Origin of the sequence: Micromonospora sp. NPDC005252, from assembly GCF_042872475.1 — a bacterium.
GTDB lineage: Bacteria > Actinomycetota > Actinomycetes > Mycobacteriales > Micromonosporaceae > Micromonospora.
Genome location: NZ_JBIAKN010000007.1, coordinates 268,096 through 294,055 on the forward strand (window position 1 = coordinate 268,096; position 25,960 = coordinate 294,055).

The following is a 25,960-nucleotide window of genomic DNA, read 5'->3' on the forward strand; positions in this document are numbered from 1 at the left end:
CTCAGAGGGTCGCGGAGAGAGCCTTGACCGGCATCTTCAGCTCGTCGAGCAGGTCGAGGTCGGCGGTCGCCGGCCGGCCCAGGGTCGTCAGGTAGTTGCCGACGATCACGGCGTTGATGCCGCCGAGCAGACCGTCGCGGGTGCCCAGGTCACCGAGGGTGATCTCCCGGCCGCCCGCGTACCGCAGGATGGTGCGCGGCATGGCCAGCCGGAACGCGGCGATGGCCCGCAGCGCGTCCTTGCCCTCGACCACCGGGCGGTCACCGAGCGGGGTGCCGGGGCGCGGGTTGAGGAAGTTCAGCGGCACCTCGTGCGGGGCCAGCTCGGCGAGCTGCGCGGCGAACTCCGCCCGCTGCTCGACGGTCTCGCCGAGGCCGAGGATGCCGCCGCAGCACACCTCCATGCCGGAGTCGCGGACCATGCGCAGCGTCTCCCACCGCTCCTCCCACGAGTGGGTGGTGACCACGTTCGGGAAGTACGACCGGCAGGTCTCCAGGTTGTGGTTGTAGCGGTGCACACCCATGTCGACCAGGTCGTCGACCTGCTCCTGGGACAGCATCCCCAGCGACGCGGCGACCTGGATGTCGACCTCGGCCTTGATGGCGGCGACGCCCTCGCGCATCTGCTTCATCAGCCGGTCGTCCGGGCCGCGCACGGCGGCCACGATGCAGAACTCGGTCGCCCCGGTCTGCGCGGTCTGCTTCGCGGCCTCGACAAGCGACGGGATGTCCAGCCAGACCGAGCGCACCGGGGAGGTGAACAGGCCCGACTGCGAACAGAAGTGGCAGTCCTCCGGGCAGCCGCCGGTCTTCAGCGAGACGATGCCCTCGACCTCGACCTCCGGGCCGCACCACCGCATCCGCACCTCGTGGGCGAGCTGGAGGGCGGCGGGCAGGTGCTCGTCGGGCAGGTTCAGCACGGCGAGGACGCCGGCCTGGTCGAGGCCGACGCCGTCACCCAGGACCTGGGTGCGGGCCTGGTCGAGGATCTCTGGCATGGCTCGTACCCTACAAGGCCCCCGGCCGAGCGGGTACGACCTGCCATCCGGTCGATCTCCGCCGCGGAGATCGACGCACGCCGGTGGCGACCGCTGGTGACCGACCATTGACGGTACGTGGTGATGGTCGCCTCGGATCCCGATCGTCGTCGACATCCGCCGCCGGTCGGCCCCCGCTTGCCGAGTGGATTCGTCGGGTCGGCGGCGGCGGGTGGTAATTTCGCCCGGCGGGTGTCGGCGTGACCGGCGCGGACGGCGGTGAAGGGGTGACGGTGGCGGACTGGCTGGCGGCGCTCGATCGTCGCGCGCAGTTGCGGGCGAAGGCCGGCCTGACCCGTCGGCTGCACCCGCGTCCCGCCGACGACCGGATGACCGACCTGGCCGGCAACGACTACCTCGGCCTGGCCACCCACCCGGAGGTCACCGCCGCGGCCACGGCGGCACTGTCGGCGTACGGGCTGGGAGCGACCGGGTCGCGGCTGGTGCGCGGCTCGACCGACGCGCACGAGGCCCTGGAGGTCGAGCTGGCGCAGTGGCTGGGCACCGACCGGGCTCTCGTCTTCTCCTCCGGATACCTGGCCAACCTCGGCGCGCTGCGGGCCCTCGTCCAGCCCCGGACCCTGCTCGTCTCGGACGCGCACAACCACGCGTCGCTGATCGACGGCTGCCGGATCTCCGGCGCGGAGACGGTGGTCAGCGCGCACGCCGACGTGACGGCGGTGGCCGCCGCGCTGGCGGTGGCGCCGGGACGTCCGGCGGTGGTGGTCACCGAGTCGGTCTTCTCGGTCGACGGCGACCTCGCGCCGCTGGCCGACCTGCACGCGGTGGCCCGCCGCTACGGCGCGCTGCTGCTGGTCGACGACGCGCACGCGCTCGGCGTGACCGGTCCGTCCGGTGCCGGCGCGGTCGCGGCCGCCGGGTTGGCCGGCGAGCCGGACGTGGTAATCACCGCCACCCTCTCCAAGGCGCTCGGCGGGGCGGGTGGGGTGGTCGCCGGCCCGGCGGAGTTCGTCCGACACCTGGTCGAGACCGGCCGTACGTTCATCTTCGACACCGCGCTGCCGCCGGCCGTCGCGGCCGGTGTGCACGCCGCGCTGCGGCTGGCCCGGGCCGGCGACGACCTGCGCGCCGAGGTGGCCGACCGGGTGGCGCTGGCGGTCGGTCGACTGGGCGCGGCCGGGCTGGCCGTCTCCGCGCCGGACGCGGCGGTGATCTCGGTGGCGGCGCCCGGCCCGGAGGCGGCGACCGCCTGGGCCGCCGACTGCCGGGACCGGGGAGTCGCGGTGGGCTGCTTCCGGCCGCCCTCCACCCCGGACAGCCGCTCCCGGCTGCGCCTGACCGTCAGCGCCGGAGTGCCCCGGGCGGATTTCGAGCGGGCCCTGGACGTCATCGTGGAGTGTGCGCCGTGAGCGCGAGGAGTGAGCCGGGTTTGCGAGCCCCGCAGTCGCGAGCTGAGGGAGCGCCGTGAGCGCGTGGGAGGGGTCGGTGCTGGTCACCGGCACCGACACCGAGGTGGGCAAGACGGTGGTCACCGCGGCGATCGCGGCGGCCGCGCAGGCCGCCGGTCTGCGGGTGGCGGTTCTCAAGCCGGGTCAGACCGGCACGGCCGGCGGTGAGCCGGGCGATGTGGACGTGGTCAATCGGCTGGCGGCTCCGCTGACCGGTCGCACGCTGGCCAGCTTTCCGGACCCGCTCGCCCCGCTGGCCGCGGCCCGGGTCGCGGACCTGCCGCCGCTGGAGCTGTACGCGGCGGTGGACGCCGTCCGGGAGGAGGCGGACAAGCACGACCTGGTCCTGGTCGAGGGGGCCGGTGGCCTGCTGGTGCCGATGGGACTGCGGCCGTCCGGCGAGCCGTGGACGATGGCCGACCTGGCGGTGTCGCTCGGCGCGCCCGCGGTGGTGGTCGCCCGCGCCGGGCTGGGCACGCTCAACCACACCGCGCTGACCCTGGAGGCGCTGGACCGTCGGGCGGTGCCGGCCGGCGTGGTGATCGGCGCCTGGCCGGCGTCGCCGGAGCTGGTGCACTGGACGAACCTCACCGACCTGGTGCCGAACCTGCTGGGCGCGGTGCCGGCCGGCGCCGGTGCGATGGACCCGGGGGTGTTCCGGCGGTCGGCGCCGGGTTGGCTCACTCCGGCGCTGCACGGGGTGCTCGACGACTGGCGCGTCTGGGCCGAGGAGAGCAGCTGAACACCTGACTTTCGTCGGTGTCCGCGCAGGTCGGGCGTGGGTAGCCTGGCCGCCGTGAGGATCCTGGACCGGTCGGTGCCCGGGCGGTGGCGGCGTCCGCTGCGGGACCTGCTGCGGCTGTGCTGTTCGGCGTGATCGCCCTCGGTGGCACGATGCTGTGGTGGTGGACTTTTCGTCAGGTCGCCCCGGTCAGCGGATGTAGTCCTCCAGCAGCGCCGGGGTGAGCCCCGCCCGGTGGATCGCCTGCAACGCTGCGAGGAGGTCGTCCATCAGCGCCGGCCGGAAGTGCATCAGCAGCACGTCGCCGGGTTGGACCACCTTCTCCGGGGTCTGGTAGCGCACCTTCCCCTCGTGGACGGTCTCGGACCAGTGCAGGACGGCCTTTGCGCCGCAGTCCCGAGCGGCGGTCAGCGTGGTGCTGTCGTACTCGCCGAACGGCGGGCGGAACAGGGTCGCCCGCTTGCCGAACAACGCCTCCAGCCGGTCCACGGCCCCGCAGATCTCCTGCTTCTGGTAGTCGTACGACCGGCCGGCCAGCGAGGTGTGCCGGATCGTGTGGCTCTCGACGACCCCGCCGGCCACCTGGATCTGCCGGAAGTAGACGTCGTGCTCCTCGGCCGCCGGTGAGTTCAGGAACATCGTGACCGGGATGTGCGCCCGCCAGATGAAGTCGGCCACCGCGGGCGGGCGAGCCAGCCCACCGTCGTCGATGGTGATGAAGGCGACCTTCTGGTCGGTCGGCAGGCGGTGCCAGAACGGGATCGCGCCGGTCGCGGCCAGCGGCACCGGCTGCGGCGGCGGCGCCTCCGCGAAGGTCGGCACCTGGGACACGTACCAGTCCAGGCTTCCGGGGGCGGGCGGGGCCGACGGGGACGGCGAGGCGGACAGCGACGGCGAGGCCGACCGGGTGGGTGCCGCGACCGACGGGCTCGGCGGGACCGCGGCGATCTGCCGGGCGTGGGACACGGGCCGGGCTGTGCAGGCACTCAGCGTCAGCAGGGCCAGAAGCGTTGTGGCGGCGAGGATCCGACGGGCGGGGGTGGCGGACACGCCCGGAAACATACCGAGCGGAGGTCGGTCCGGTCAGCCCGGTGCGACCTGAGGACGCCGCACCACGAAGGCGTCCGGCATCCGGAAGGTGAGGTTGTCCGGGCACCACGGCGGCCGGACCACGGTCACCCCGTCGAGCAGAGGCGTCGCCTCGGCCACCACCACGGCCGCCTCCATCCGGGCCAGTACGTCCCCGACGCAGCGGTGCGCGCCCGCCCCGAACGCCAGGTGCCGGCGCGACCCGCGCTGCCCCGGGCGGAACTCGTCGGGGGACTCGACGATCGCCGGGTCCCGGCCGGCGCGGGCCAGCCACAGCACGATGCTGGTGCCCGCCGGCACGGCGGTCCCACCCAGCGTGCCGTCCACCGCCGCGACGCGCCGCCACGTGACGATGGGCGGTTCGAGGCGTAGGCCCTCCTCGACGACGTCGGCCACCGCGACGTCGCCGGTGCGCAGGCCAGCGCGTACCGCCGGTTCGACGGCCAGCCGGTGCAGCAGCAGGGTGAGGAACTGCGAGGTGGTCTCCTGGCCGGCGACCAGGAGGAAGAAGAGCGCGCCGACCACCACGTCCGGCGGGTGGCCGCCCGCGCGCAGTTCGGCGGCCAGGCCGCCACCGGTGGCCGCGAACTCCCGCAGGACGCCGTGGAAACGGCCCACCTCGGTGGCGAGCGCGAGCTGCCGGTCGCCGTCCAGGGGCGCCCAGAACAGCTCCAGTGCCGCCCGGGCGAACTCCTTGACCGCGCCGACCGGTGCGTCCGGCAACTCGACCAGCCGGGCCAGCACCAGCAGGGGCAGGTCGGCGGCGAGGTCCGCGTACAGGTCGACCGGCGCACCGGCGTCGAGCGCGGCGCGCAGCCGGGCCACCCGCTGCCGGACCAGAGCGGTGAGCCAGGGGCGTTGCGCAGCGACCCGCGCGGGGTGCAGCGCCTCCGCGACGATCGCCCGGATCGGGGGATGGCTGGCGGCGGAGTTGTTCGCCAGCGTCGGCGGCAGCCGGAACCGGTGCCCGGCGAGCACCCGCAGCGCGGTCACCGGCATCGGGGTCACCGCGTCCAGGGCGTTGTCCGGCCGGTAGCGGACCGGGTCGGCGAGGACCTGCCGGACCAGCGCGTGCCGGGTAACGACGAGGTGACGTACGCCGACGTGGTCGGTCACCTCGGCGACGTCCGGCCAGGGTGCCTCGACCTCGGACGCCCAGCCGGAGAACAGCACGTCGACACGCTAGCCGGCAGCCCTCGGCAGGCCGGCGCGCAACTGCCAGACGGTGGTGCGCTTCACCCGGACGCTCTCCAGGGCCTCCGGCACCGGCACGTCGTAGGTCGCCAGCTCGTCGAAGCGGTCCCGGGGCAGGAACGCCCGGCCGGGGTCACCGACCAGCGCCGGCGCCCCGGCCCGGGTGGCGCGCAGCAGGAACCGCAGCACCCGCCGGGCCATCGCCTCGCTGTAGAACACGTCCCCGGCCAGCACCACCTCGGCGTCGCCCGCGTCGCCGTCGAGGATGTCGCCGAACTCGGCGTCGACGCGTACCCCGTTGGCCTCGGCATTGAGCGCGACGGCCGCGACCGCCAGCTCGTCCACCTCGACGGCCCGCACGGACGCCGCGCCGGCCCGGGCGGCGGCGATGGCCACCAGGCCGGAGCCGGAGGCGAGGTCGAGCACCCGGCGGCCGGCGACCAGCTCCGGGTGGTCGGTGACGTAGCGGGCGAGCGCCTGCCCGCCGGCCCACGCGAAGGCCCAGAACGGCGGCGGCCGGTCGCTGGAGAACTCGCCCTCGGTCAGCTCCCAGAGCCCGATCGGTTCGTCCGCCTGGTGCAGGCGCACCTCGGGAACGAAGGGGACCGGGGCCAGCCGGGCGTGCAGCCGGACGAAGGTGCTGGAGAGCTCGGACACCCGGCGATTCTCGCGCACCGGTCAGCCCCGGCGACGCACGGAGGTGGTCGAGGGATCGCGGGTACGCGTGAAGGGTTCACCACTCTCGGTGAAATCACCCCTCCTGCTTGGCATCCGATGCGAAGACACCCCTCTGTCCGGCCCGCCCGTTTCCTCCTAGCGTTTCCCTCCAGGGACGAGAAGGAGCGAGGTGGTGGTGATCGTGTGGCGGTACGCGCTGCGGCTCGGAGCGTTGGTTGCCGGCGTTGCCGGGGCGGTGCTGACCCTGGCCGCGCCGGCACAGGCGGCCTTCGCCACCGAGATGAGCGGCCTGCCGGCCCGGTTCAGCGCGGGGGACCAGGTGCGCACGATCTCGGCGGTGGTCTCGCAGACGGACCGGCGCGGCGGATGCGCGAAGGTGCGCTGGTCGATGGTGCTGCGCGTGCAGGGCATCCGGCTCGACCAGGTGAAGATGGACCGGGTGGAGGAGAACGGCGACTTCCCGCTGGAGGTCCAGACCGAGGGTGACGTGGCCCGGTTGACCGATCGGCAACTCGACCCGGGCACGCTCTGCCCGGGCCGCACGGTCACCGCCCGCTACCGGGTGGCCTTCGCCGAGGACGTCACCCAGGGACGGGTCACCCTCGCCGCCGAGGCGTACGACGCCAACCTGCGCCTGTTGGCCCGCCAGACGGCCACCCGATCGGTGGTGGGGGCGGGGGCCAGGCCGACCGGTACGCCGACGCCGAGCGCGACTCCGGCCGAGCCCAGCGATCCGCCGAGCGAACCGGCGCAGGAGAGCGACCCGGCCGAGGAACCGGTCGCCGACCAGCCCATCGACGCCGCGCCGCCGGCCGCCGGCCGTCCGGTCTCACAGACCGGTGGGTTCGGCATGGTGCAGGCCGCGTTCCTGCTCGGTGGGCTGCTGCTCTCGCTCGGGGTGGGGTTGCTGCTGCGGCTGCGTCACCTGACCCGGGCCGCCACCACCGAGGCCGAGGACCCGCCGGTGGACCGGCTCTGGGAGCGGCCGGCGCCGGCGGGTGGCTGGCGACCGGCCCGCCGCTGATCGGAGGTTGTCGGGGCCGGCGGAGGACCGCCGGCCCCGACGGTGTCACTTCGTGAACGCCTGGAACTCGGCGATCCTGACCTGGGCCCGGGCCGGGCTGGCGGTCGCGCAGTCCGTCGTCGTGGCCGGGTCGTCGTCCTGCTCACCCGCGTACTGCGGGCCGCCGGTGCACTGGCTGGCCAGCACCTCCAGGCGCAGGTGGGTGGCGAGGGTGGTGGGCACCGCGAACGTCCGCAGGTTGATGTCGCGGCTGTACGCCCGGTACGCCCCGCCGGGGAACGCGTCGCCCGCGCTGGTGTAGATCCGCCGCCAGTGCGCCGGGTCCGCGCAGTCGGTCGTCGTCGCGTCGCACGCCGACACCGCGAACGAGCGCAGCGCGCTGAGCGCGTTCTGACTGCCGGTGTCGGCGTCCCCGACGATCGCGGGTCGCAGCATCGCGCTGACGTTCACCCGCTTGACCGTCTGCGGGCCGTCGCCCGGCAGGTCGACGGTGAGCTGCCGGCCGGCCACCCCGTCCAGGGAGGCCCAGTTCGTCGCCTCGGTGTCGTCGACGACCCGGTCCAGGTTGACCCCGTCGCCGCTGATCGTGGCACCGGAGGCCGTGGACGCGAGGTTGCGACTCAACCGCAGGTCCACGTAGCCGGTCCGGCCGGCGTCGGCGACCACGCTGAGCCGTTGGTGCCCGAAGCCGGGCGCGACGGCCAGCAGGTCGTACGTGCCGGCGACCATCTCCACCGTGTCCGGGATCGGCGTGGCCGGGTCGGTGTCCGCGATCGGCGTGGCCCGTGCCTCGTACGCCCCGACGTACACCCGGATCGGCGCGTCGGCGCTGTCCCCGCGGGGGCGCAGGGTGAGCGTCGCGTTGCCGCCGCGCGGCGAGGCGAAGCTCGGCGTCGGGTCGGTGTCCGCGGCGCCGTTGGTGGCGGCGTCCCGGCCCATCCCGGAGCGGGCGAACTCGGCCCAGATCAGGTCCTGGTTCGCGCCCCCGAAGCGCAGCAGGTCGGCGGTGAGCATGTTGTCCCGCATGTCGAGCATGCTGACCTGGCTGGCGGCCTGGAGCAGGAACGAGTCGAAGACCAGTTGCGACCAGCGCCGGTTGCCCGGGCACTTGTCGGCGGTGACCTTGCCCTGCGCGCACTCCAGCTGCCGCTGGGTGGTGCCGAGGCCGTACCGCTTCACCAGCGCCGAGCGGACCCGGTAGTTGGTGGCGCCCCAGATCTCCCCGTCGGCGTGCACGGCGGGGCCACCGGTGTTGTAGCCGATGTCGGAGTAGTTCAGCGGGCTGCGGCTCAGGTCGTAGTTGCGGATGCCGCTGACCAGGTTGCCGGTGACGTAGCCGCCGGTGACGAAGGGCGACTCGCCAGGCGCGCGCAGCCCGTTCTGGTACAGGTACTCGGCGGCGAGCAGGTCGCCCCACGACTCACCCATCGCCCCGCCCTGGTGGCCGCTGATCCCGCTGTCCGGGCCGGCGATCATCCGGTTGGTGATGGCGTGGGTGTACTCGTGGCCGATCACCGTCATGTCGTAGTCGCCGTCCACGCACGGCGGGTACGGGCCGCCGGCCTGCGGCTGCCACAGGTACATGTTGGTGGTCGGCGGCAGGCCGTCGCGCCCGGTGCCCTGGTTGGCGTTGTTGCGGTTGCCGGTCAGCGCGCCCTGCTGGGCGCGGCCCTGCTCGGCGTCGCCGCCCAGCCCGGACGGGGTGAGGTTGACCGCCTGGAGGTTCCACGCCGACTCGGTGAAGCCCAACTGGTACGCCCAGTCGTGCATGCGGTTGTGCATGACGAAGAGGTTGGCGATCGCCGCGTCCGCGTCGTTGCGCTGCGCCAACGTGAACACCGCCGGGTTGCACTTCGCCTGGTGCCACTGGTCGGTGAACGGGTACTCGTAGCGGCGCTCCGTGCTGGGGGTGGCCGGGACGACAGGGGTGTTGTTGCCCCAGGAGAGCACGGTGTTGGCCGAGTTGCCGCGCGAGGTGAAGGTCGGTGCGCCGGTGGCCGCGTCGACGTCCCACGGCTGGCCGGTGGCCGGGTCCCGCTGGGCGACCTGGCAGCCGGGGGCCGGGTCACCGCACCAGCGCACCCGCGGGTCCTGCCCGGCGGCGAGGTCGCGGGGCGGGGTGGCCGGGAAGACCGCCCAGCTCGGGTTGTCCGAGTCGAAGTCGACGAGGTCCTCGCGGACCAGCACCTTTCCGGTGCTGCCGTCCACGTAGCTGGTGAACGCCGCCGGGTGGTCGGCGTCCGCGCCGATCATGGTCACCTCGTAGGCGGCCCGGGGCCCGTCCAGCGGGGTGGGTACGGCCACGGCGCGCACGGTGTGGCTGGCCACCGCCGTCGCGGTCAGCCCGGCGTCGGCGAGCGCGTCGGCGTACGCCTGTTCGGCGGTGCGGGTGGCCGGCGCGGGCGCGCTGGTGTCGCGGGCCAGCGAGGAGTTGACGGCGAGCACCGAGCCGCCCTGGACCGCGAGGGTGACCAGGCCGTCGGGCCCGGCCGGCAGGTCGCCGAAGCGCTGCCGCAGGGTCACCACGGCACCGCTGCCGATCGGTCGGACCAGCACCCGTTCCAGGTCGGCGACCGTCGCGGCGTCCATGCCGTACAGGTCACGGTTGGCCCTCAGGTAGGCGCGGGCGGCGGCCTCCGGGTCGCCTGGCAGCCCGGTGGCGAGCGGGGTACGACCGGGGCCGAGGGCCTGCGGGGTGCCGAACCGGTTCCACCGCACGTCGGGATCAGCGGCGCGGGCCAGGCCGCGCTGGCGGGCGTCGGGTGCCGCCGTACCGGAGCGGTTGTCGAGGTCGGCAGGCTCGTGGTTGCCCTCGGCGAACGGCCCGGACGAGCGTTGCGTGGACGGCGCCCCGGCGGGGGCCGCGGTGCTCGCGCCCGTGGGTAGCAGCGCGGCGATGGTCGCGGTCGTCGCCAGGACGGCGATGAGCCGGCGTCGACGCCGGCTCATCGGGGGTGACCACTCCGGTTGTGGCACGGGACCTCCTCGTGGGAGCGGGATGGCCGGCGGCTGCCGACCGACGCAGCGCGGTGACGCATGCGCATCTGTGGATATCAGCCGACCGGGGGCGCGGCAAGGCCCCCGACCGCCGACGCGCCGACTGATCGAGATAAATCGACTTTACAAAACGTACGCTCTTGTAAATGAACGTGATGGCTGTCACTGTCGATGTCAGAACGCGAGACCGGAGGTTGGCCATGACCGTCGATGCCGATCCGACCGTCGAGCCCGCCGCCTGGCGGGACCGTCGCAAGCCGCTCTGGCCGCTGGCGCTCCTGGTGCCGGCGCTGCCCTTCGTCGGCTTCGCGCTGTGGCGGGCCGGCGGCGGCGCCTGGGCGTGGTGGCTCACCCCGGCCGTCGTCTTCGGCCTGATCCCGGTGGTCGACCTGCTGCTCGGCGACGACCGGCAGAACCCTCCCGAGGAGGCCGTGCCCCGGCTGGCGGCCGACGGCTACTACCGCTGGCTCACCTACCTCTACCTGCCGGCGCAGTACGCGGCACTGGTGCTGTGCTGCGCGGTGTGGGCCCCCGACAGCCTCTCCCTCGCCGGTGCCGCCGGCCTGGTGGCCACCGTCGGGGTGGTCAACGGCATCGCCATCAACACGGCCCACGAGCTGGGCCACAAGCGCGAGCGGGTGGAGCGGTGGCTGTCCAAGGTGGCCCTGGCGCCGGCCGCGTACGGGCACTTCTACGTCGAGCACAACCGCGGCCACCACGTCCGCGTCGCCACGCCGGAGGATCCGGCGAGCTCGCGACTGGGGGAGAGCTTCTGGGCGTTCTGGCCGCGTACCGTCCTCGGCAGCCTGCGCTCGGCCTGGCGGTTGGAGACCAGCCGGTTCCGCATCCGCGGCCGGTCCCCGTGGACCCACCGCAACGACGTGCTCAACGCGTGGGCCATGACCCTGGTGCTGTACGCGGCGCTGACCCTGGTCTTCGGCCCGGTGGTGCTGCCGTTCCTGGTCCTGCAGGCGGTGGTCGGCTTCTCCCTGCTGGAGGTGGTCAACTATCTGGAGCACTACGGGCTGGCCCGGCAGCGCACCGCCGCCGGACGCTACGAGAAGGTCGACGCCCGGCACAGCTGGAACAGCGACCGCACGGTCACCAACGTCTTCCTCTTCCAGCTCCAGCGGCACAGCGACCATCACGCGAACCCGCTGCGCCGCTACCAGACGCTGCGCAGCTTCGACACCTCACCGCAGCTGCCCGCCGGGTACGCGACGATGGTGGTCGTGGCGCTGGTCCCGCCGCTGTGGCGACGGGTGATGGACCACCGGGTGCTCGCGCACTACGGCGGCGACCGGGGACTGGCCAACACGCGGCCCCGACGCTGACCGCTCAGTGGCCCGGGGCCCAGTCGGGGTCGCGGCCGAAGGCGGCCAGCAGCTGGTCCTGCTCGTCGGCGTCGGCGGGCAGCCGCGCGTCGTCGCGTACCAGCTTGTCGCGCCGGTAGTCGTCGATCCGCCCGGCGAACCAGCGGGCGCACACGCGCACCGCGTCCGGGTCGAGCCGCGGATCGGCGCCGATCGCCACCGCCAGATCCCAGCCGTGCACCAGGTGTTCGGCGAGGAGCTGCTGGACGTACTCCGCGGCCGGGGTCGGGCCGGCCGACAGGTGCACGGTGCGGTCGATCGTGCCGGGATGGGTGACAGCGATCTCGGCCTGCGCGGCCGCCTCCCGCGCCGTCGCGGCCGGGTCCGCGCCGAGCTGGTCACCGTCGAAGCGGTCGCCGACCTCGTCGACGGTGCGTCCGGCGAGCAGCGGAACGCTCCACCGGTCCTCGCCGACCACGTGGTTGACCAGGGTGCGGACGTCCCAGTCCGGGCACGGTGTCTCCTCGGCCCACTGGCCGGGCCCGACCTGGTCCACCCGGTCGACGAACTCGGCCAGGCTCCGGCGGTACGCCTCCAGCAGGTCCATGCCGTCGATTGTTCTCCTCGGCGCGGTGGCCCGAGCCCGTTTTGCCCGGCCCGACCTGCGGTGCCGTTCCGCCGTCGCCGCTCAGTCCAGGTCGGCCGGGGCCAGGCCCAGCTCCCGTGAGGTGACCAGCCGTACCCACTCCCCGAGCTGCCGGCGGGAGATCACCCGGTCGTGCACGGCGAGCTGCACGGCGAGGCCGTCCATCACGGCGCTGATCCGCCAGGCGGCCCCCTGCGGGTCGGCGCACTGGAAGGTGCCGTCGGCGACCCCGGCGGAGATGACGGCGGCGAGATCCTGCCGCCAGCGCAGGTCGAGCCGCCGGGACACCTTCTCCAGCTCGGGGGTGCGCAGCGACTCGGACCAGCCGTCGATCCACATCGACCAGGAGGTCGCCCGACCGGCCGGGGTGTAGAGCTTGAGGATCCGGCGGAGCTTCGTCAACGGCGGAGCGGAGGAGCGGGTGACCGCGTCCAGGCGGGCCAGATCCTGCTCGACGGCGTACGCGAACGCCTGCGCGAGCAATCGCTCCTTGGTGGCGAAGTGGTAGAACACCAGGGCCTGACTCACACCGGCGGCCTGTGCCACGTCCGCCGTCCGGGTGTTGGCCAGACCGCGTTCCACGATCACGTCGCAGGCCGTGCGCAGCAGGGCATCCAGGCGGATCTCGGCCGCACGTCTCGTCACGACCGTTACCGTAGCCCATCCACCCGAACACGAACAGTTACCGCTACCGTCCGTTTCGTGGGCTAAGAGTCGGAAGTCGGACACTTTCCAGGGGTGCCGCGGTTCGGTCTCCCGGCGGTGTTCGTCGAGGTCCGCCGCTCGCCGCGGGCGCGCGTCGCCGCCGGGCGAGGGGCCGTCGTCCCGGTGGCGACAGCGGGCGTCGCACGATGCCGGAGTGTGACGGTCGGGAGTCAGTCGAGAAACCAGGCCAGCTCCCTAGGAAGCCTGCGGCGAGTGAGTCCGACCCTCCCCGGGATCCGGCACCCGGCCCCCGCTCGGCGCTCCCGGGCGGGAGGGGACGCGCCGACACAGACCCCCGAGTTGGCAGTCGTTCACCGGCTCGGCTAAAGTTCTCATCCGTCACCCGGGAACGCCGGGGGCGTGCGGACGTAGCGCAGCTGGTAGCGCATCACCTTGCCAAGGTGAGGGTCGCGGGTTCGAATCCCGTCGTCCGCTCGGAGCTGCCGCCACGCGTGACGGGGGCAACCTCGGTGGGGTGGCCGAGAGGCGAGGCAACGGCCTGCAAAGCCGTCCACGCGGGTTCAAATCCCGTCCCCACCTCGGCATTATGCACGGGCGATTGGCGCAGTGGGAGCGCGCTTCCTTGACACGGAAGAGGTCACTGGTTCAAACCCAGTATCGCCCACCAGCTGTACAAGCAGGTCAGAAGGCCCGTTACCGGATATCCGGTAACGGGCCTCGTTTTTGCACCGGTCGCCGGCCGGCTACTCGCCGGCGCGGAGCACCTCGCTCAGCCGGTCGCGTCGCCGCAGGGCCGACTCCACAGGTACGACCGTGGCGGCCGCCGCCAGCAGCGCCACGCTCACCAGACCGAGCAGCCACCACGGCGGGACCGCCCCCGGGTCGGCGGCCTGGCCGGTGAGCAGCCGCAGGTCGAGCGGGCCGAGCGTCAGGCGTGCGAGCAGGGCCCCGAGCAGCGGGCCGCACACCGCGGCGACCACGACCGGCGGCAGCACCTCTCCGGCGGCGACCCAGCGGGCGTCGCGTGGCCGCAGGCCGAGGGTCCGCAGCCGGGTCAGGGTCTGCCACCGCTCCGACGCGCCTGCGGCGGCGGCGAGCGTAAGGCCGAGCAGCCCCAGCGTCAGCAGCACCGCGGCGGCCGTCCACGCCAGCCGTACCAGCCCTGCGGTCAGCGGAGCCACTCGCTGCGCCCGTAGGACGTCGGCGCGCAGCACGACGTTGGCGGCGACGCCGCTGTTCGACACGGCCCGCGCCGCGCCGGGGCCGGTCACCCAGACGGTGTTCGGAACGGCGGGCAGCCCGGCGCCCGCGAGGGCCGCGGCGTCCACGATGACGACGTCACCGGCGCCGCCGACGGAGGGCGCGGTACCGACGGCGGTGAGCCGGATCGCCGGGGCGTCGTCCCGGGGTAGCTGCAACCGCGTGCCGGTCGGCAGCTCGCCGTCGCTCGATCGGACCAGCGCTGGGACGTCCCCGGGGCCGGGACCGGGTGTCGTGAGCCGGGCCAGCGCCGGCGCGTCGGGCAGCGGGGTGGTGGCCAGCAGGCGCTGGAACGCGTCGGCGTCCACGATGACCAGGCGTGGGGTGAACAGTGTCGAATCGCTGAAGACGCGCGCCGAGTCGGTCACCTGCGCGACGACGACCTGCCCGACCCCGGGTGCGGCGGCGATGCGCTCGACGACCGCGGGCGTGGCGACCCCGACCCCGGCCTCGGCGCCGACGTCGAGGCGGGCGTCGGCGCCGACGCTGCTCCACGCGCCGTCGGCCAGGCCCCGGGTGACGGTGGTGCCGAGGATGAGCGCGAACGACGCCAGCGCCGTGGCGCTCACCAGAACCAGCAGCGGCAGCGCGCGCCCGGCCGTTGCGGCCGCCCGGGCGGCACCGAACACGGCCAGCGGGCGGCGCGAGCGCAGCGCCTGCCGGAGCGCGAACCGCGCCCCCAGGGGCAGCAGCCGGAGCAGGACGAGCGCGCCGACGAGCACGCCCAGAGCGGGGGCGCTGATCGGCAGGATCGTGTCGCCGGTCAGCGCGCCGGTGTCGCCGTCGGAGGCGACGGACAGGAGCCCGCGCTGGTGCAGGGTGACGAAGGCGGCGACCGCGGCGATCAGGACTGCGGCCTCCACGGCGGCGCGGCGTAGCTGGCCGGTGGCCCGGATCCAGCGCCGAGCGGCCCGGTTGGCGGGTTGACGCCGGTCGCGGCTGGCGCGGGCGGCGGCGAGGATGCCGAACGTCGGCCCGGCGAGGGCTCCGGCCAGGACAGCGGGAACGGCCCAGGCCCAGGAGACGCCGGGAGCCGCCGCGCGGGCGAGCGCGAGCCCGACGGCGGCGGCCGACAGGGACACCACTGTGGACTCGATGGTCAGTTCCGCACCGAGGTCGGGTAGCGCCGCCCCACGCTGCCGGGCGGCCCTCAGCGCCGGGGTACGGCGGCGGACCAGCAGGTCGGCGGCGAGCAGCAGGACCAGCACCGTGGCGGTCAACACCCCGGTGAGCAGGACGGCGGCCTGCACGGCAACGGCGCCGATCCGGGTACGGGCGGCGCGCAGGGTGGTGTCGAGTTGCGACTCCCACTTCAGGGACTCGTCGCGGGCGCCGGAAGAGCCGGAGGCTGCCTTGAGCTTGACCACCTGGCTGGCGAGTGCCGCGGTGGTGTCCCAGGTGAGCGCGTCGGGAACGGGTGCGAAGTGGACGCTGCGTCGCAGTTGGTCCTCGTCGACGGCGAGCCGGGCGTCCGGTAACGACTCGGCCGACAGCAGGCCGGCGAACCGGGTGGTCCCCACGCCGTCGGCGCCGGGCGCGGGGCGCAGGAGCGCCGGGGCGAGTCGCCAGGCGGGGTCGGCGCTGTCCGCGGGTCGGTAGATCCCGCTGATCCGGACGTCCCGGTCGCGACCCTGACCGTCCTTGACCGGGATTCGATCGCCGGGGCCGAGGTGGAGCGTGGTGGCCTCCGCCTCGGAGATGCCGACCTGCACCGGCCAGGGCGGTCCGTTGTAGGGGGTCTCGACGAACTCGTCGGTGACGGCGGGGCCGGGCGCGCTGCCGGCGACCCAGGTCACGTCCGGGCCACCGAGATCGCCGGCCAGGTAGGTGAACTGGAAGGTACGCGGCGCGCTGCCGTCGGTGATGCTGAGGATCGGACCGTTGACAACGGCGATGGGCGGGAGCAGCGCGGCGTCCAGGTCGGGCCCGAGCGCGTAGGCCGCCCGGGCGCGGAAGTCGTCGACGTCATCGGCGAGGCGGGCTGTCCGGACCCGCCCGCCGGTCGGTCCGTCGTCGCGTTCCCAGTCGGCGCGTACGAGGACGTTCGAGTCCTGGCCGGCGCGGCGGACCGTGTCCTGGACGGCGCTGTCGGCGGCGGCGCGGAGCAGCGCCGGCACGGCCCCGGCGAGCAGCGCGACGGCCGCGATGACGGCGGCGGTGAGCAGCAGCGGTCCGGCGTCGGTCCGGCCCCGGCCGCGGACGCTGGGCCAGTGCGGCGCCGGCCACCGGCGGGTCAGCCACCGTTTCACGGCGCCACCCGCAGGTGCGCGGCGTCGGCCCGGCGGACCTGGACGGTGACCACAACGGCGACCGCCAGCAGGCATCCGGCCAGTAGTACGGCGAGCAGTGCGGCCTCGGCTGGCCACGGCCACTGTGGCTGGGCGGCCGGGACGGGCGCGGCGCCGGTGTCGGAGCGCACGAGCAGGGGAGCGACGATGCGGTTTGCGAGCGCGCCGACGGCGGCGCCCGCCGCGAGCAGGGGCAGCAGAACGCCGACGTGCTGGCCGAGCAGCACGGCCCGGATGCCGCGCCGGGACATCCCCAGGCCGCGCAGCCGCGCCACCTCGACGGCGCGGACCTGCAGATCGCAGGTGACGTGCAGGACGACGCCGGCGAGCAGCAGCAGGGCTGCGGCCGGGACGATGAGCCGGAGCGCGGCCGGCAGCCCGGCGCGCAGCGGGCCGCCGGTGAGGCGGGCGGTCTCCGCCTCGCGGTTCGTGACGGTGCCCAGGTGCAGCGCGGTGGCCCGCTCGACGGCACCGGGACCGGCGGGGTGGCCGACCCACCAGGCGTCGACCGGAAACGTCAGGTCGCCGGTGACGGCGCGTGCGCGGGACAGCGTGTCCAGGTCGGCCAGGACGGCGACGGCGCCGGGGGCGGACGGTACGGTCGGCACGACCTCGGTGACGACGATCGGGACGGGCGTGGTGCCGACCGTGACGCTGAGCTGGCTGCCACTGTCGACACCGACCTCGCTGGCGAAGCGGGCGGAGACGGCGACGGGCACCGGGCCGGGGTCCGGAAAGGCGGTGGCGACGATAGTCCGGGCGGCGTCGTCGGCGCCGCCGAGGTCGACTGTCGCGGCCATCCGCAGCGCGGTTCCCGTCCGTGCCGGAGACAGCGTGACGCTCAGGTCGCGCACCCTGCTCGGGACCGGCGGCGCGGACGTGGCGGTCCAGTCCGACCCGTCGGTGGACCCTTGCGCCGACCCGGCGGGCGGCACGGTGAGCGTGACGGCTACGGCGACGGGTCCGCCGACCGGGTCGGCGGTGACCGGCAGGGCGACCGCGACGAGGCGCAGCCCGTCAGCCGTCGCACAGGGGGGCAGCCGGAACTCCCGACCATCGAGCGGTACGGCGGGACCGGTGCAGGACGTGCGCAGGCCGGTGGCGTCCTGCAGCAGCAGCCGGGGCGTCACGGCGAGGGAGGTGCCGCCGGCCGCGGTCCCGCTCAGGACGAGCGGGGCGCCGGCCGCAACGGCGAGGCCGGTGACCCGGGTGCGGGGCGCCAGCGTGGCGCCCACGTCCGCCCATCCGCGGTCGCTGTCCACCGGCCCGCGCAGCAGCGCGTCGGCTCGGGTGGTGTCGACGGCGACCAGGCGCGGCGCATCGCCGGCGGTGCCGAGCCACTGACCGACTGCGGTACCACGGTCGAGGGCCGGACTCACCGCCCCCGCGGTGGCCGCGCTGACGACCGCGCCGTCTCCGGGCACCGGCGCCGTGCTGAGGGTGAGTGCCAGGTCGGTGCCGACGGAGAGCGCGGCCTGGTCGCGCTGCGACTGGTGCCACGTGGCGTCGAAGGCGAGGCCGAAGGTTCCGGCCGCGCAGGCCAGCCCGACGAGCAGCCCGGCGGCGACCGCCTGGGGGCGGCGGGCGCTCTCGGAGACCGCCAGCGGGAGCGCCAACCCGCGGGCGCGGTACGCCAGTCGGTCGGCGCCGCGCAGCGCGGGCAGTACCACCCGGAGCGCCAGGGCGGCGCCTGCGGTGAGCAGCAGCGCCGGCGCGAGCACCCGGACCGCGTCGGCGCGTGGGCTGGCGGCGGTGGGCTGCGCGTGCAGCTGCCACCATCCGGCGGCGGCGAACACGGCGAGCATCAGGTCGGCGCCGGAGCGGGCCAGCAGTTCGCGGCGGGTGCGCCGGTCGCCGGGTGCCCCGACGGGCCGGATCGCCAGCACGGTGAGCACAGCGGTGAGCACCAGCGCACCGCCGACCACCGCGAGAACCTGGGCACTCGTGATGGCCGGCCGGACGGTCAGGCCGGCGTCGTCCAGCGGCGGCAGGTGGGTCAGGCCGGCGTGCAGGACCGACGAGGCCGGTATCGCGAGCGCCGCGGCGACGGCGGCGACGAGCCCGGCCTCGAGTGTCGCGGTGGCGGCGAGTTGGCGGCGGCTGGTGCCCAGGGCGGACCGCAGGGCGGTCTCGTCCGCGCGGATGCCCGCGGTCAGCCGGCCGGCGAGGACGAGTGCCGTCGCGGCCAAAACACCGCCGAGGACGGCGATGGCGAGCACGACGGCGGCGGTGACGTGCCGTTGGTCGTCGGCGGCCCGCAGGGTCAGCGCCAGGTCGGAGGAGACACGTGCGAGCGTGACGCGGTCGCCGAGGGTGCCGGCCAGCCGACGGTCGGCACTGCGGACGGCCCCGGCCATGGTCTCCAGGTCGCGGCGGTTGGGGTGGGACAGGTCCGGATGGGCGGTGACCTCCAGCCGGTCGACGGTGGCGCCGGTGGTGACCAGGTCGGCGAGGTCGACGAGGAACGGGCCGTAGGCGTTGACCGGCTGCAGGAAGCGGCCGTCCCGGTAGCCGGTGGCGGAGCCGGCCGCGGCGAGCGGGTCGCGGTCCCAACCGCGCCCGGGCAGCGGGCGTACCACACCGACGACTGTCACGTCGATGGCCGGGACTGGCGGGTGGGCCAGCTCGGCGCCGAGGCGCACCCGGCTACCGGGGGTGAGGCGGAGGAGTCCGGCGGTGGACTCCAGCAGCACCGCGTCGCCAGGGTGCTGTGGCCAGCGTCCGGTGATCAGCTCGGCTCGGGCCGGCAGATCGTCCAGCCCCGACAGGTACGCCTGGGCCGGGACCGTGGTGCCCGGGGCGAGCGCGGGCGGCAGCGCCCGCAGCACTGTCGACGCCCGCGCGGTCGTTGTCACCGGGAACGGTGCGAGCGCGGAGGCCACCACGGTGCGGGTGTCGGCGGCGACGGACGACGCGTCCCGGCCCTCGACGGCGCCGGTGTAGACGGTCACGTCGACGGCGGCGGGGGCGGCGCGGGCCATGGCGACCTCCAGCGCCCGCTCGGCGGTGCGGGTGACCAGCAGGGTGCAGGTGCCCAGCACTGTCGCGCCGATCGTGACGACCCCGAGCAGGGCCGCCAGCAACGGCCACTGCGCGCGGGCGCGCCGGCTGACCAGCCTCAGCATCGTCGTGTCACCCGGCGTCCGACACGGGCCCGTACGGCCCGGTCGCCTGTTCGTCGAGGTGCCCGTCGTGGATGCGGATCACCCGGTCGGCCAGGGCCATCATCACCGCGTCGTGCGTCGACACCAGCACGGTGACGCCTTCGGATTCCGCTATCCCGCGCAGCAGGGCCATCACCGACAGACCTGTCTCGGCGTCCAGTTGCCCGGTCGGCTCGTCGGCGAGCAGCAGCCGGGGCGAGGCGGCCACCGCGCGGGCGATCGCCACCCGCTGCTGCTGGCCGCCGGACAGCTCGGCCGGCCGTTGGCGGGCGTGGTCGGCCAGGCCGACCAGATCCAGCAGCAACTCGACCCGCCGCTCGCGCTCGGCCGGAGCGACGCGGGCCAGCCGCAGCGGGGCGGCGACGTTCTCCGCTGCCGACAGCACCGGGATCAGCCCGAAGCTCTGGAAGACGTACGACACCTTCTCGCGCCGCAGCCGGGACAGGTCGTCCTCGTCGAGCGCGCCGACGTCGGCGCCGTCGACGTGCACGGTGCCGGCGTCCGGGCGGTCCAGGCCGCCGATGACGTTGAGCAGGGTGGTCTTGCCCGAACCGGACCGGCCGACGAGCGCCACCATGGAACCGGCGGCCACGTCGAACGACACGCCGCGCAGGGCGTGCACGACGGTCGGCCCGGTGCGAAAGCGCCGGTGGACGCCGCGCACGCGCAGCAGCGGCTCGCTGCTCATTCGTCGCTTCCCGAATCGGGGCGGATCGTGATGTGGTCGGGTTCCAGGGCCAGCCGGACCCGTCGGGTCAGCGCCAGCGCCTGGCGGAATTCGCGGGGCACCTGGACCCGCCCGGCCCGGTCCATCACTGCGTACTCCTCGGCGATCACGTGCGTGTCGCCCTCCGCGTCCGTGGTGGTGCGGCGCAGCACCTCGCTGCTGGTGCGCCCGTCCCGGATCGCGATGGTCCGTTCGACCTGGCCGCTGACCTCCGGGTCGTGGGTCACCACGACAACCGTGACGCCGTACCGCCGGTTGACGTCCCGCAGCACGCCGAAGACCTCCGCGGACGTGGCGGCGTCCAACTCGCCGGTCGGCTCGTCGGCGAGCAGGACCCGCGGCTGGTTGGCCAGCGCCACCGCGATCGCGACCCGCATCTGCTGACCTCCGGAGAGTTGCCCGGGGCGCCGGTCGGCGCAGTCGGCGACACCGAGGCTGTCCAGCAGTTCGGCCGCGCGCTCCCGGCGCTCCTTCTTCGCGGTACGGGCCGCCGTCATCGGCAGGTCCACCATCTCCCGTGCGGTCAGGTAGGGAATCAGGTTGCTCGCCGTCTGCTGCCGTACGAACCCGACGGTGTGCCGCCGGTAGTCCACCCGGTCCGCGCGGGACATCGCCAGGAGATTCCACTGGCCGACCCGGACCCGCCCGGCGGTGGGGGCGTCGATGCCGGCCAGGATGGAGAGCAGCGTCGACTTGCCGGACCCGGAGGCGCCGACGACGGCGACCAGCTCACCGCTCTGCACGGCCAGGTCCAGTCCCTGCAGCGCCTGCACCTCGATCGAACCGGTCTGGTAGATCCGCACCAGGTTCTCGCAGACGATGAGCGCGTCCCGGCCGAACTCGGGCGCCCGCGCGGATGGCTGCGGCAGGGACAGCGGTGTGCTGGACATTGCCAGCAGTTTCGCAATCCGCGGCTTCGTTGACCATGCCCCGGGCGGCTTTTCCGCGTTCCGGACGAGGATCTGCTCCGGAACGTGTCAGCGGGCGGGCGGCCCGGTCAGAAGGTCAGCAGCCGGAACTCGCCCACGGCGGGAAGCCGCGGCGGCGGTAGACCGCCTCGGCGATGGGTGACGAGGTGAGGGCGCACCGATGTCGGCTATGCCGTTGCCGAGAGCAGCGCCTCGGCGAGGTCGGTGCGGGCGCTGAGCAGGGCCCGACCCCGGCGGTGGGTCACCACCAGACCGGCCGCGCGCAACGCGGTGAGGTGCTGGGAGACGCCGCCGGGTGACATCCCACTGCGACGGGCCAGTTCGGTGGTGCTCGCCGGCCCGATCAGTTCGGTGAGCAGCCGGGCCCGCCCGCGGCCGAGCACGGCGGCCAGCGCGTCCGAGACGCCGTTCGGCCGCTCCCAGAGGGTACCCAGCCCACTGGCGGGGTAGGCGAGCTGCGGCGCGTCCCCTGCGGAGACGCTCAGCACCGACGGCCAGACGAAGACCGACGGGACCAGCACCAGGCCCGGACCGTCCGCGACGTCCGGGGCCAGGCAGTGCCGCTGCGCGACGACCAGCGTGTCGCCCTCCCACCGGACCTGCCGGTGCAGATCGTTGAGGAGCACCGCCGCGCCGTCCTCGGCGAGCAGGCGGGCGCGTGCGGTGACGTCGGCGTCGAGCAGCAGCCGCAGCCGCGGCCAGTGCGGGGCCAGGGCGATCCGCCAGTACGCCTCGATCTCCTCGCAGAGGCGGCGCAGCCCGGCCGGCGGGTCGGCGTACAGGGCGGCGAGTGCTGGCGTGCGGTCGCCCGGGTACAGGTCCAGGTGGGCGCGGACGGTGTCGGCCCCGGTGGCGCGCAGGGCCGTCAGTTCGGCGGCCAGATCGGGGTTGAGGTCGGCCGGCGGCGGGGTGAGGAAGTCGGCCAGGTAGCCGGGCGGTGCCGGCACCAGCTGCCAGAGCAGACCGCCGTCCGACTCGATCACACCCGCCTCGACCAGCGGCTGACGCACCCGGCGTACCCAGGGCAGGTGGACCGCGTGGTCTCCGGGGTCGCGCAGCACCCGGACGCTCGCGACGACCTCCCACAGGCAGGAGACGGCGAACCGGATGCGGGCGACGGCGCCCGCCGACATGCTGATGGCGACCACGGCACCCCCGATGGTTTCAGCTGGCGCTAAAACATTACCGGCGGCTGCGGGGCCGGCCGAGACTTGCCGCGTGAGCGAACACCACACCCGAGCCGAACTGTTCCGATCCCTGCACACCCCCGGGTCGCCGCTGGTCCTGGTCAACGCCTGGGACGCCGCGAGCGCCCGCGTCGTGGCCGCCGCCGGTGCCCGCGCGGTGGCCACCACCAGCGCCGGCGTCGCCTGGAGTCTCGGGGAGCCCGACGGTGACATCCTCGGCCGCGACGCGGCCGTCGACCTGGTCCGCCGGATCACCGCCTCGGTGCCGTTGCCGGTCACCGCCGACATCGAGTCCGGGTACGGCGCGACGCCGGCGGAGGTCGGCGTGACCGTACGCGCGGTGCTCGACGCCGGTGCCGTCGGCGTGAACATCGAGGACGCCCGACGCGAGGGCGGCCCACCGCTGCGCGACGTGCCCGACCAGTGCGCCCGGATCGGCGCGGTGCGAGGCGCGGCCGACGCTGCGGGTCTGCCGCTGTTCGTCAACGCCCGGATCGACACGTTCCTCGCTGGCGCTGGGGACGTCGCCGAGACCCTGGCCCGGGCCACCGCCTATCTCGCCGCCGGCGCGGACGGCATCTTCGTGCCCGGGGTGGTCGACCCGGTGACCATCCGCGAGCTGGTGCGGGCGGTGCCGGCGCCGCTGAACGTGCTCGCCGGGCCGGGCGCCCCGGCGGTGGGGGACCTGGCCCGGCTGGGGGTGGCCCGGGTGAGCCTCGGCTCGTCGATCGCGCAGGCCGCGTACGCGGTCGCCCGCCGGGCGGCGGACGAGGCCCTCGGCGCGGGCACGTACGACGCGCTGGCGGACGCCCTCGACTACGGCACGCTCAACGCCCTCATGCGGTGAGCGGGGCGGGCTGCGTCACGCTCGCAGCCGGTGCCTCCCGTGGCGCGGCAGGCCACGAAACGCCGGGCCGGCCGCCTCTGTCGAGGTGGCCGGGCCCGGGTGCTCCGCCAGTTCCGTCAGTGGTGGCCGATGGTCGTGTCACAGCGGCGGGGCGATGTCCCGCCGCTCCTCGACCCGGCGGTACTCGACCGGCTCCTCGACCCGGCGGTACTCCACCGGCTGCTCGGTGGCGACGGGGACCGCCTGGCGGCGGCGACCCCAGATCAGCGTGGTCATGATCAGGCCGAGCACGCCGGCGCCCATCAGGATCCAGCCGACCACGTCGAGGTTGATGCCGCCGACGCTCGCGTCGAGCGCGAAGGTGAGGATCGCGCCGAGCGCGATCAGGAAGATGCTGGTGCCGATACCCACGACAGCCTCCTTAGGGGGTGTGGTGCGCTGTCGAGGTCACTCAGTACCCCGGTGGCGACCAGCGCAATCGCCGCCGCCCAGGGTCGCGCGCCCGCCGATCTTGGCATCGGGTAGAGTTTGCCGCGTCGCCGGCGTTCGTCGGGGACGTGCGGACGTAGCGCAGCTGGTAGCGCATCACCTTGCCAAGGTGAGGGTCGCGGGTTCGAATCCCGTCGTCCGCTCGCGATTCGCCTCGACGGGCTTGAGCGTCCGGGTCGGGCGGAAACCACGGGCGATTGGCGCAGTGGGAGCGCGCTTCCTTGACACGGAAGAGGTCACTGGTTCAAACCCAGTATCGCCCACCAGTTCGCAACGGCTCGTCACCGCATTCTCGGTGACGAGCCGTTTGCCGTGGTGACACCACCGGGATCCCGACGCCCGGCAGACCGCGGACAATCCGGTTGTGACATGGGTTGGTCGTTGCGAGACTCGGTCCCGTGCCTGAGCCGGACCGCTTCCGCGCCGCCGTACGCGTCTGGGCGGCCGGCGGTCCGGACGCCGCGACCGCCGCCGACGCGGCCCGGGAGTCGGCGGCCGGCCTGCGTACCGTCGTGCTCGTCGAGGGGGTCAGCGACCAGTTCGCGGTGGAGGCGCTGGCTGAGCGACGGCGCCGCGATCTGGCCGCCGAGGGCGTGTGCGTGGTGCCGCTCGGAGGCGCGATGAGCGTCGGTCGGTACCTGCGGCTCTTCGGCGCGCAGGGCCTCGCCGTGACCGTGCGGGGGCTGTGTGACGAGGCCGAGGAGGGCTTCTTCCGGCGTGGCCTGGAGCAGGTGGGTCTCGGCGCCGGCCTGACCCGGTCGGCAATGGAGGTGCTCGGCTTCGGTGTCTGCGTGACCGACCTGGAGGACGAGCTGATCCGCGCGCTCGGCAGCGACGGCGTCGAGCGGGTCATCGCCGAGCAGGGGGACCTGGCCCGGTTGCGGGTGTTCCAGAACCAGCCCGCCCAGCGTGGGCGCCCGGTCGAGCGGCAACTACGCCGCTTCCTGGGGACGATGAGTGGCCGCAAGGCCCGCTACGCGGGGGCGCTCGTGCGCGCTCTCGAGCCGGGTGCCGTGCCCCGCCCGCTGGACCGGCTGCTCGCCGGTTGACCGGCCCGATCCCCAGTCGACCTGCCCGATCCGGCTGCGCGCGGGCGTCGGTGCGGGGGTTCTGCCGAGGGCAGATCCGCTCGCCGTGAACAAGAGCGCAATCCGCCACACCCATCCGCCAGGGTGGAGCACATGAGATTGCTGGTGTTGGGCGGTACGGGTTTCGTGGGCGGTGCGACGGTCGCCGAGGCGGTTCGCCGGGGCTGGTCGGTGACGGTGTTCAACCGAGGGCTGCACGGGTCGGTTCCGCCCGGCGTACACCGGTTGCGGGGTGACCGGAGCGCGCCGGACGGCCTGGCGGCGCTCGCGGACGGCGAGTGGGATCTGGTGGTCGACACCTGGGACGGCGCGCCGCGCGCGCCGCTGCCCGTGCGCTGGTCGACACCGTGCGGCACTACACCTACGTGTCCAGCGGGTCGGTCTACGCCGACCCGGTGGCGCCCGGCTCGGACGAGACCGCGCCGGTGGCCGACGCCGACCCGGACGCTGCCGACGGCGACTACCAGCAGCTCAAGGCGGGGGCGGAGCGGGCGGTGCGGGAGGTCTTCGGTGACCGGGCGCTGATCGCCCGGGCCGGGCTGATCCTCGGGCCGGGGGAGGACATCGGCCGGCTGCCCTGGTGGCTGAGCCGTATCGCGCGGGGCGGCGACGTGCTCGCCCCCGGCCCGGCCGAGCTGCCGATCCAGTGCATCGACGTGCGCGACCTGGCCAGCTGGATGCTGGACCAGGGCGCCCGAGCGCGGGGCGGGACGTTCAACGCGGTCAGCCGCCCCGGGCACAGCACCATGGGTGAGCTGCTCGGCGAGTGCGTGGCGGTCACCGGCTCCGACGCCCGGCTGCGCTGGACCGACCCCGAGTCGATCCTCGCCGCCGGGGTGGAGCCGTGGAACGACCTGCCGATCTGGTTGCCGCTCGGGCATCCGTACCGCTGGCTGCTGGAGCGGGACACCAGCCGGGCCCACGCGGCGGGGCTGACCTGCCGGCCGGTGGCCGAGACCGTGGCGGACACGTGGCGGTGGTTGCGGGAGGTGGGCACGGTTCCGCCGCGCGCCGGCAGGCCCCGCCGCGCTGCGGTCGGCCTGGACCCGGCCCGGGAGGCCGCACTGCTCGCCACCCAGCCGGCGGCGGGCTGACCGGCGGCCGCCGGATCACTCACGTGGAGGCGCCGGACAGCCGTTCACCGGTGACGGCGGGTGCGGCCGTAGTCATCATTGCGGGCTGGTACC

General features: G+C 74.6%; 19 protein-coding genes, 5 tRNA genes and 1 pseudogene. 12 read left to right on the forward strand and 13 right to left on the reverse strand.

The genetic code is table 11. The features are described from left to right. Window position 1 precedes the first annotated feature (1 nt). Window positions 2-997 carry a biotin synthase BioB gene (gene bioB / locus ACFYPH_RS21525; RefSeq protein ID WP_354855452.1) on the reverse strand — a complete coding sequence of 332 codons (996 nt, stop codon included), beginning with the start codon at window positions 995-997 and terminating at the stop codon, window positions 2-4. 272 nt (window positions 998-1,269) lie between these two features. Between bioB and ACFYPH_RS21530 the strand changes: the two genes are divergently transcribed. After that, on the forward strand, window positions 1,270-2,406 hold the full coding sequence (locus tag ACFYPH_RS21530; RefSeq protein ID WP_387184233.1) for an 8-amino-7-oxononanoate synthase: 1,137 nt from the start codon (window positions 1,270-1,272) through the stop codon (window positions 2,404-2,406). A gap of 76 nt (window positions 2,407-2,482) precedes the next feature. Beyond that, entirely contained in the window at window positions 2,483-3,187 is a 705-nt protein-coding gene (gene bioD, locus ACFYPH_RS21535) for a dethiobiotin synthase (protein ID WP_354855460.1), read from the forward strand. Window positions 3,188-3,376: 189 nt separating this feature from the next. Here bioD and ACFYPH_RS21540 read toward each other — a convergent pair whose 3' ends face one another. Genes ACFYPH_RS21540 through ACFYPH_RS21550 form a run of 3 tightly spaced genes read right to left on the reverse strand, consistent with a single transcriptional unit; the run spans window position 3,377 to window position 6,127 of the window. Then, window positions 3,377-4,237 (reverse strand): polysaccharide deacetylase family protein, encoded by an 861-nt coding sequence (locus ACFYPH_RS21540; RefSeq protein WP_354855446.1) that lies wholly within the window; start codon window positions 4,235-4,237, stop codon window positions 3,377-3,379. Window positions 4,238-4,270: 33 nt separating this feature from the next. Beyond that, window positions 4,271-5,449, reverse strand: coding sequence for a cytochrome P450 (locus ACFYPH_RS21545; protein WP_387184099.1), 1,179 nt, complete (start codon window positions 5,447-5,449; stop codon window positions 4,271-4,273). A gap of 9 nt (window positions 5,450-5,458) precedes the next feature. Then, window positions 5,459-6,127 carry a 50S ribosomal protein L11 methyltransferase gene (locus ACFYPH_RS21550; RefSeq protein ID WP_354855445.1) on the reverse strand — a complete coding sequence of 223 codons (669 nt, stop codon included), beginning with the start codon at window positions 6,125-6,127 and terminating at the stop codon, window positions 5,459-5,461. A 193-nt stretch (window positions 6,128-6,320) separates the two neighbouring features. Between ACFYPH_RS21550 and ACFYPH_RS21555 the strand changes: the two genes are divergently transcribed. Beyond that, complete coding sequence (locus ACFYPH_RS21555) at window positions 6,321-7,172, forward strand: hypothetical protein (protein ID WP_387184103.1); 852 nt, start codon at window positions 6,321-6,323, stop codon at window positions 7,170-7,172. A 45-nt stretch (window positions 7,173-7,217) separates the two neighbouring features. On the opposite strand, the gene ACFYPH_RS21560 is transcribed toward ACFYPH_RS21555, so the two are convergent. Next, a complete protein-coding gene (locus ACFYPH_RS21560; protein WP_387184106.1) occupies window positions 7,218-10,148 on the reverse strand; it encodes a M36 family metallopeptidase in 2,931 nt (976 codons plus the stop codon). A 221-nt stretch (window positions 10,149-10,369) separates the two neighbouring features. Here ACFYPH_RS21560 and ACFYPH_RS21565 point away from each other — a divergent pair, with 221 nt between their 5' ends. Next, window positions 10,370-11,503, forward strand: coding sequence for an alkane 1-monooxygenase (locus tag ACFYPH_RS21565; RefSeq protein WP_387184109.1), 1,134 nt, complete (start codon window positions 10,370-10,372; stop codon window positions 11,501-11,503). A gap of 4 nt (window positions 11,504-11,507) precedes the next feature. Here ACFYPH_RS21565 and ACFYPH_RS21570 read toward each other — a convergent pair whose 3' ends face one another. Continuing rightward, window positions 11,508-12,089, reverse strand: coding sequence for a TIGR03086 family metal-binding protein (locus tag ACFYPH_RS21570; protein ID WP_355139242.1), 582 nt, complete (start codon window positions 12,087-12,089; stop codon window positions 11,508-11,510). Between the two features lie 81 nt (window positions 12,090-12,170). Beyond that, a complete protein-coding gene (locus tag ACFYPH_RS21575) occupies window positions 12,171-12,773 on the reverse strand; it encodes a TetR/AcrR family transcriptional regulator (protein WP_354855440.1) in 603 nt (200 codons plus the stop codon). A 422-nt stretch (window positions 12,774-13,195) separates the two neighbouring features. Between ACFYPH_RS21575 and ACFYPH_RS21580 the strand changes: the two genes are divergently transcribed. From ACFYPH_RS21580 to ACFYPH_RS21590, 3 genes are all read left to right on the forward strand, one after another. Further along, window positions 13,196-13,268: transfer RNA gene (locus tag ACFYPH_RS21580), tRNA-Gly, on the forward strand. A 34-nt stretch (window positions 13,269-13,302) separates the two neighbouring features. After that, a tRNA-Cys gene (locus tag ACFYPH_RS21585) sits at window positions 13,303-13,373 on the forward strand. A 13-nt stretch (window positions 13,374-13,386) separates the two neighbouring features. Next, a tRNA-Val gene (locus tag ACFYPH_RS21590) sits at window positions 13,387-13,461 on the forward strand. Between the two features lie 76 nt (window positions 13,462-13,537). Here the strand turns inward: ACFYPH_RS21590 and ACFYPH_RS21595 are convergent. The 5 genes from ACFYPH_RS21595 to ACFYPH_RS21615 form a co-directional block, all read right to left on the reverse strand. After that, the gene (locus ACFYPH_RS21595; RefSeq protein ID WP_387184112.1) at window positions 13,538-16,303 is read right to left on the reverse strand and encodes an FtsX-like permease family protein; all 2,766 of its coding nucleotides are present in this window, start codon (window positions 16,301-16,303) and stop codon (window positions 13,538-13,540) included. Then, window positions 16,300-19,467, reverse strand: coding sequence for a permease (locus ACFYPH_RS21600; protein ID WP_387184115.1), 3,168 nt, complete (start codon window positions 19,465-19,467; stop codon window positions 16,300-16,302). The genes ACFYPH_RS21595 and ACFYPH_RS21600 overlap by 4 nt, the downstream gene beginning before the upstream one ends. A gap of 7 nt (window positions 19,468-19,474) precedes the next feature. Beyond that, complete coding sequence (locus ACFYPH_RS21605; protein ID WP_363936349.1) at window positions 19,475-20,194, reverse strand: ABC transporter ATP-binding protein; 720 nt, start codon at window positions 20,192-20,194, stop codon at window positions 19,475-19,477. After that, window positions 20,191-21,123, reverse strand: coding sequence for an ABC transporter ATP-binding protein (locus tag ACFYPH_RS21610; protein WP_354855436.1), 933 nt, complete (start codon window positions 21,121-21,123; stop codon window positions 20,191-20,193). Before ACFYPH_RS21610 ends, ACFYPH_RS21605 begins: the two co-directional genes overlap by 4 nt. A 206-nt stretch (window positions 21,124-21,329) precedes the next feature. After that, the gene (locus tag ACFYPH_RS21615) at window positions 21,330-22,310 is read right to left on the reverse strand and encodes a DUF5937 family protein (RefSeq protein WP_387184119.1); all 981 of its coding nucleotides are present in this window, start codon (window positions 22,308-22,310) and stop codon (window positions 21,330-21,332) included. Between the two features lie 70 nt (window positions 22,311-22,380). Between ACFYPH_RS21615 and ACFYPH_RS21620 the strand changes: the two genes are divergently transcribed. Then, window positions 22,381-23,196: an isocitrate lyase/phosphoenolpyruvate mutase family protein gene (locus ACFYPH_RS21620; protein WP_355063857.1), complete on the forward strand. Its 816-nt coding sequence runs from the start codon at window positions 22,381-22,383 to the stop codon at window positions 23,194-23,196. Between the two features lie 138 nt (window positions 23,197-23,334). Here the strand turns inward: ACFYPH_RS21620 and ACFYPH_RS21625 are convergent, their stop codons facing one another. Further along, the gene (locus ACFYPH_RS21625; RefSeq protein ID WP_007457129.1) at window positions 23,335-23,607 is read right to left on the reverse strand and encodes a DUF6458 family protein; all 273 of its coding nucleotides are present in this window, start codon (window positions 23,605-23,607) and stop codon (window positions 23,335-23,337) included. A gap of 148 nt (window positions 23,608-23,755) precedes the next feature. Here ACFYPH_RS21625 and ACFYPH_RS21630 point away from each other — a divergent pair. From ACFYPH_RS21630 to ACFYPH_RS21645, 4 genes and pseudogenes are all read left to right on the forward strand, one after another. Further along, window positions 23,756-23,828 (forward strand) — tRNA-Gly (locus ACFYPH_RS21630). A 48-nt stretch (window positions 23,829-23,876) separates the two neighbouring features. Beyond that, window positions 23,877-23,951, forward strand: a tRNA-Val gene (locus ACFYPH_RS21635). Between the two features lie 132 nt (window positions 23,952-24,083). Beyond that, window positions 24,084-24,734 carry a TOPRIM nucleotidyl transferase/hydrolase domain-containing protein gene (locus ACFYPH_RS21640; RefSeq protein WP_354855433.1) on the forward strand — a complete coding sequence of 217 codons (651 nt, stop codon included), beginning with the start codon at window positions 24,084-24,086 and terminating at the stop codon, window positions 24,732-24,734. Window positions 24,735-24,866: 132 nt separating this feature from the next. Continuing rightward, window positions 24,867-25,867, forward strand: a pseudogene (locus ACFYPH_RS21645) (NAD-dependent epimerase/dehydratase family protein). The last annotated feature ends 93 nt before the right edge of the window (window positions 25,868-25,960 follow it).

What these genes read in the sequence shown, in the direction of transcription:
- bioB (WP_354855452.1), bottom strand. Translation starts at nt 997, where the DNA reads ATGCCAGAGATCCTCGACCAGGCCCGCACCCAGGTCCTGGGTGACGGC.
- ACFYPH_RS21565 (WP_387184109.1), top strand. Translation starts at nt 10,370, where the DNA reads ATGACCGTCGATGCCGATCCGACCGTCGAGCCCGCCGCCTGGCGGGAC.
- ACFYPH_RS21570 (WP_355139242.1), bottom strand. Translation starts at nt 12,089, where the DNA reads ATGGACCTGCTGGAGGCGTACCGCCGGAGCCTGGCCGAGTTCGTCGAC.
- ACFYPH_RS21600 (WP_387184115.1), bottom strand. Translation starts at nt 19,467, where the DNA reads ATGCTGAGGCTGGTCAGCCGGCGCGCCCGCGCGCAGTGGCCGTTGCTG.
- ACFYPH_RS21605 (WP_363936349.1), bottom strand. Translation starts at nt 20,194, where the DNA reads ATGAGCAGCGAGCCGCTGCTGCGCGTGCGCGGCGTCCACCGGCGCTTT.
- ACFYPH_RS21610 (WP_354855436.1), bottom strand. Translation starts at nt 21,123, where the DNA reads ATGTCCAGCACACCGCTGTCCCTGCCGCAGCCATCCGCGCGGGCGCCC.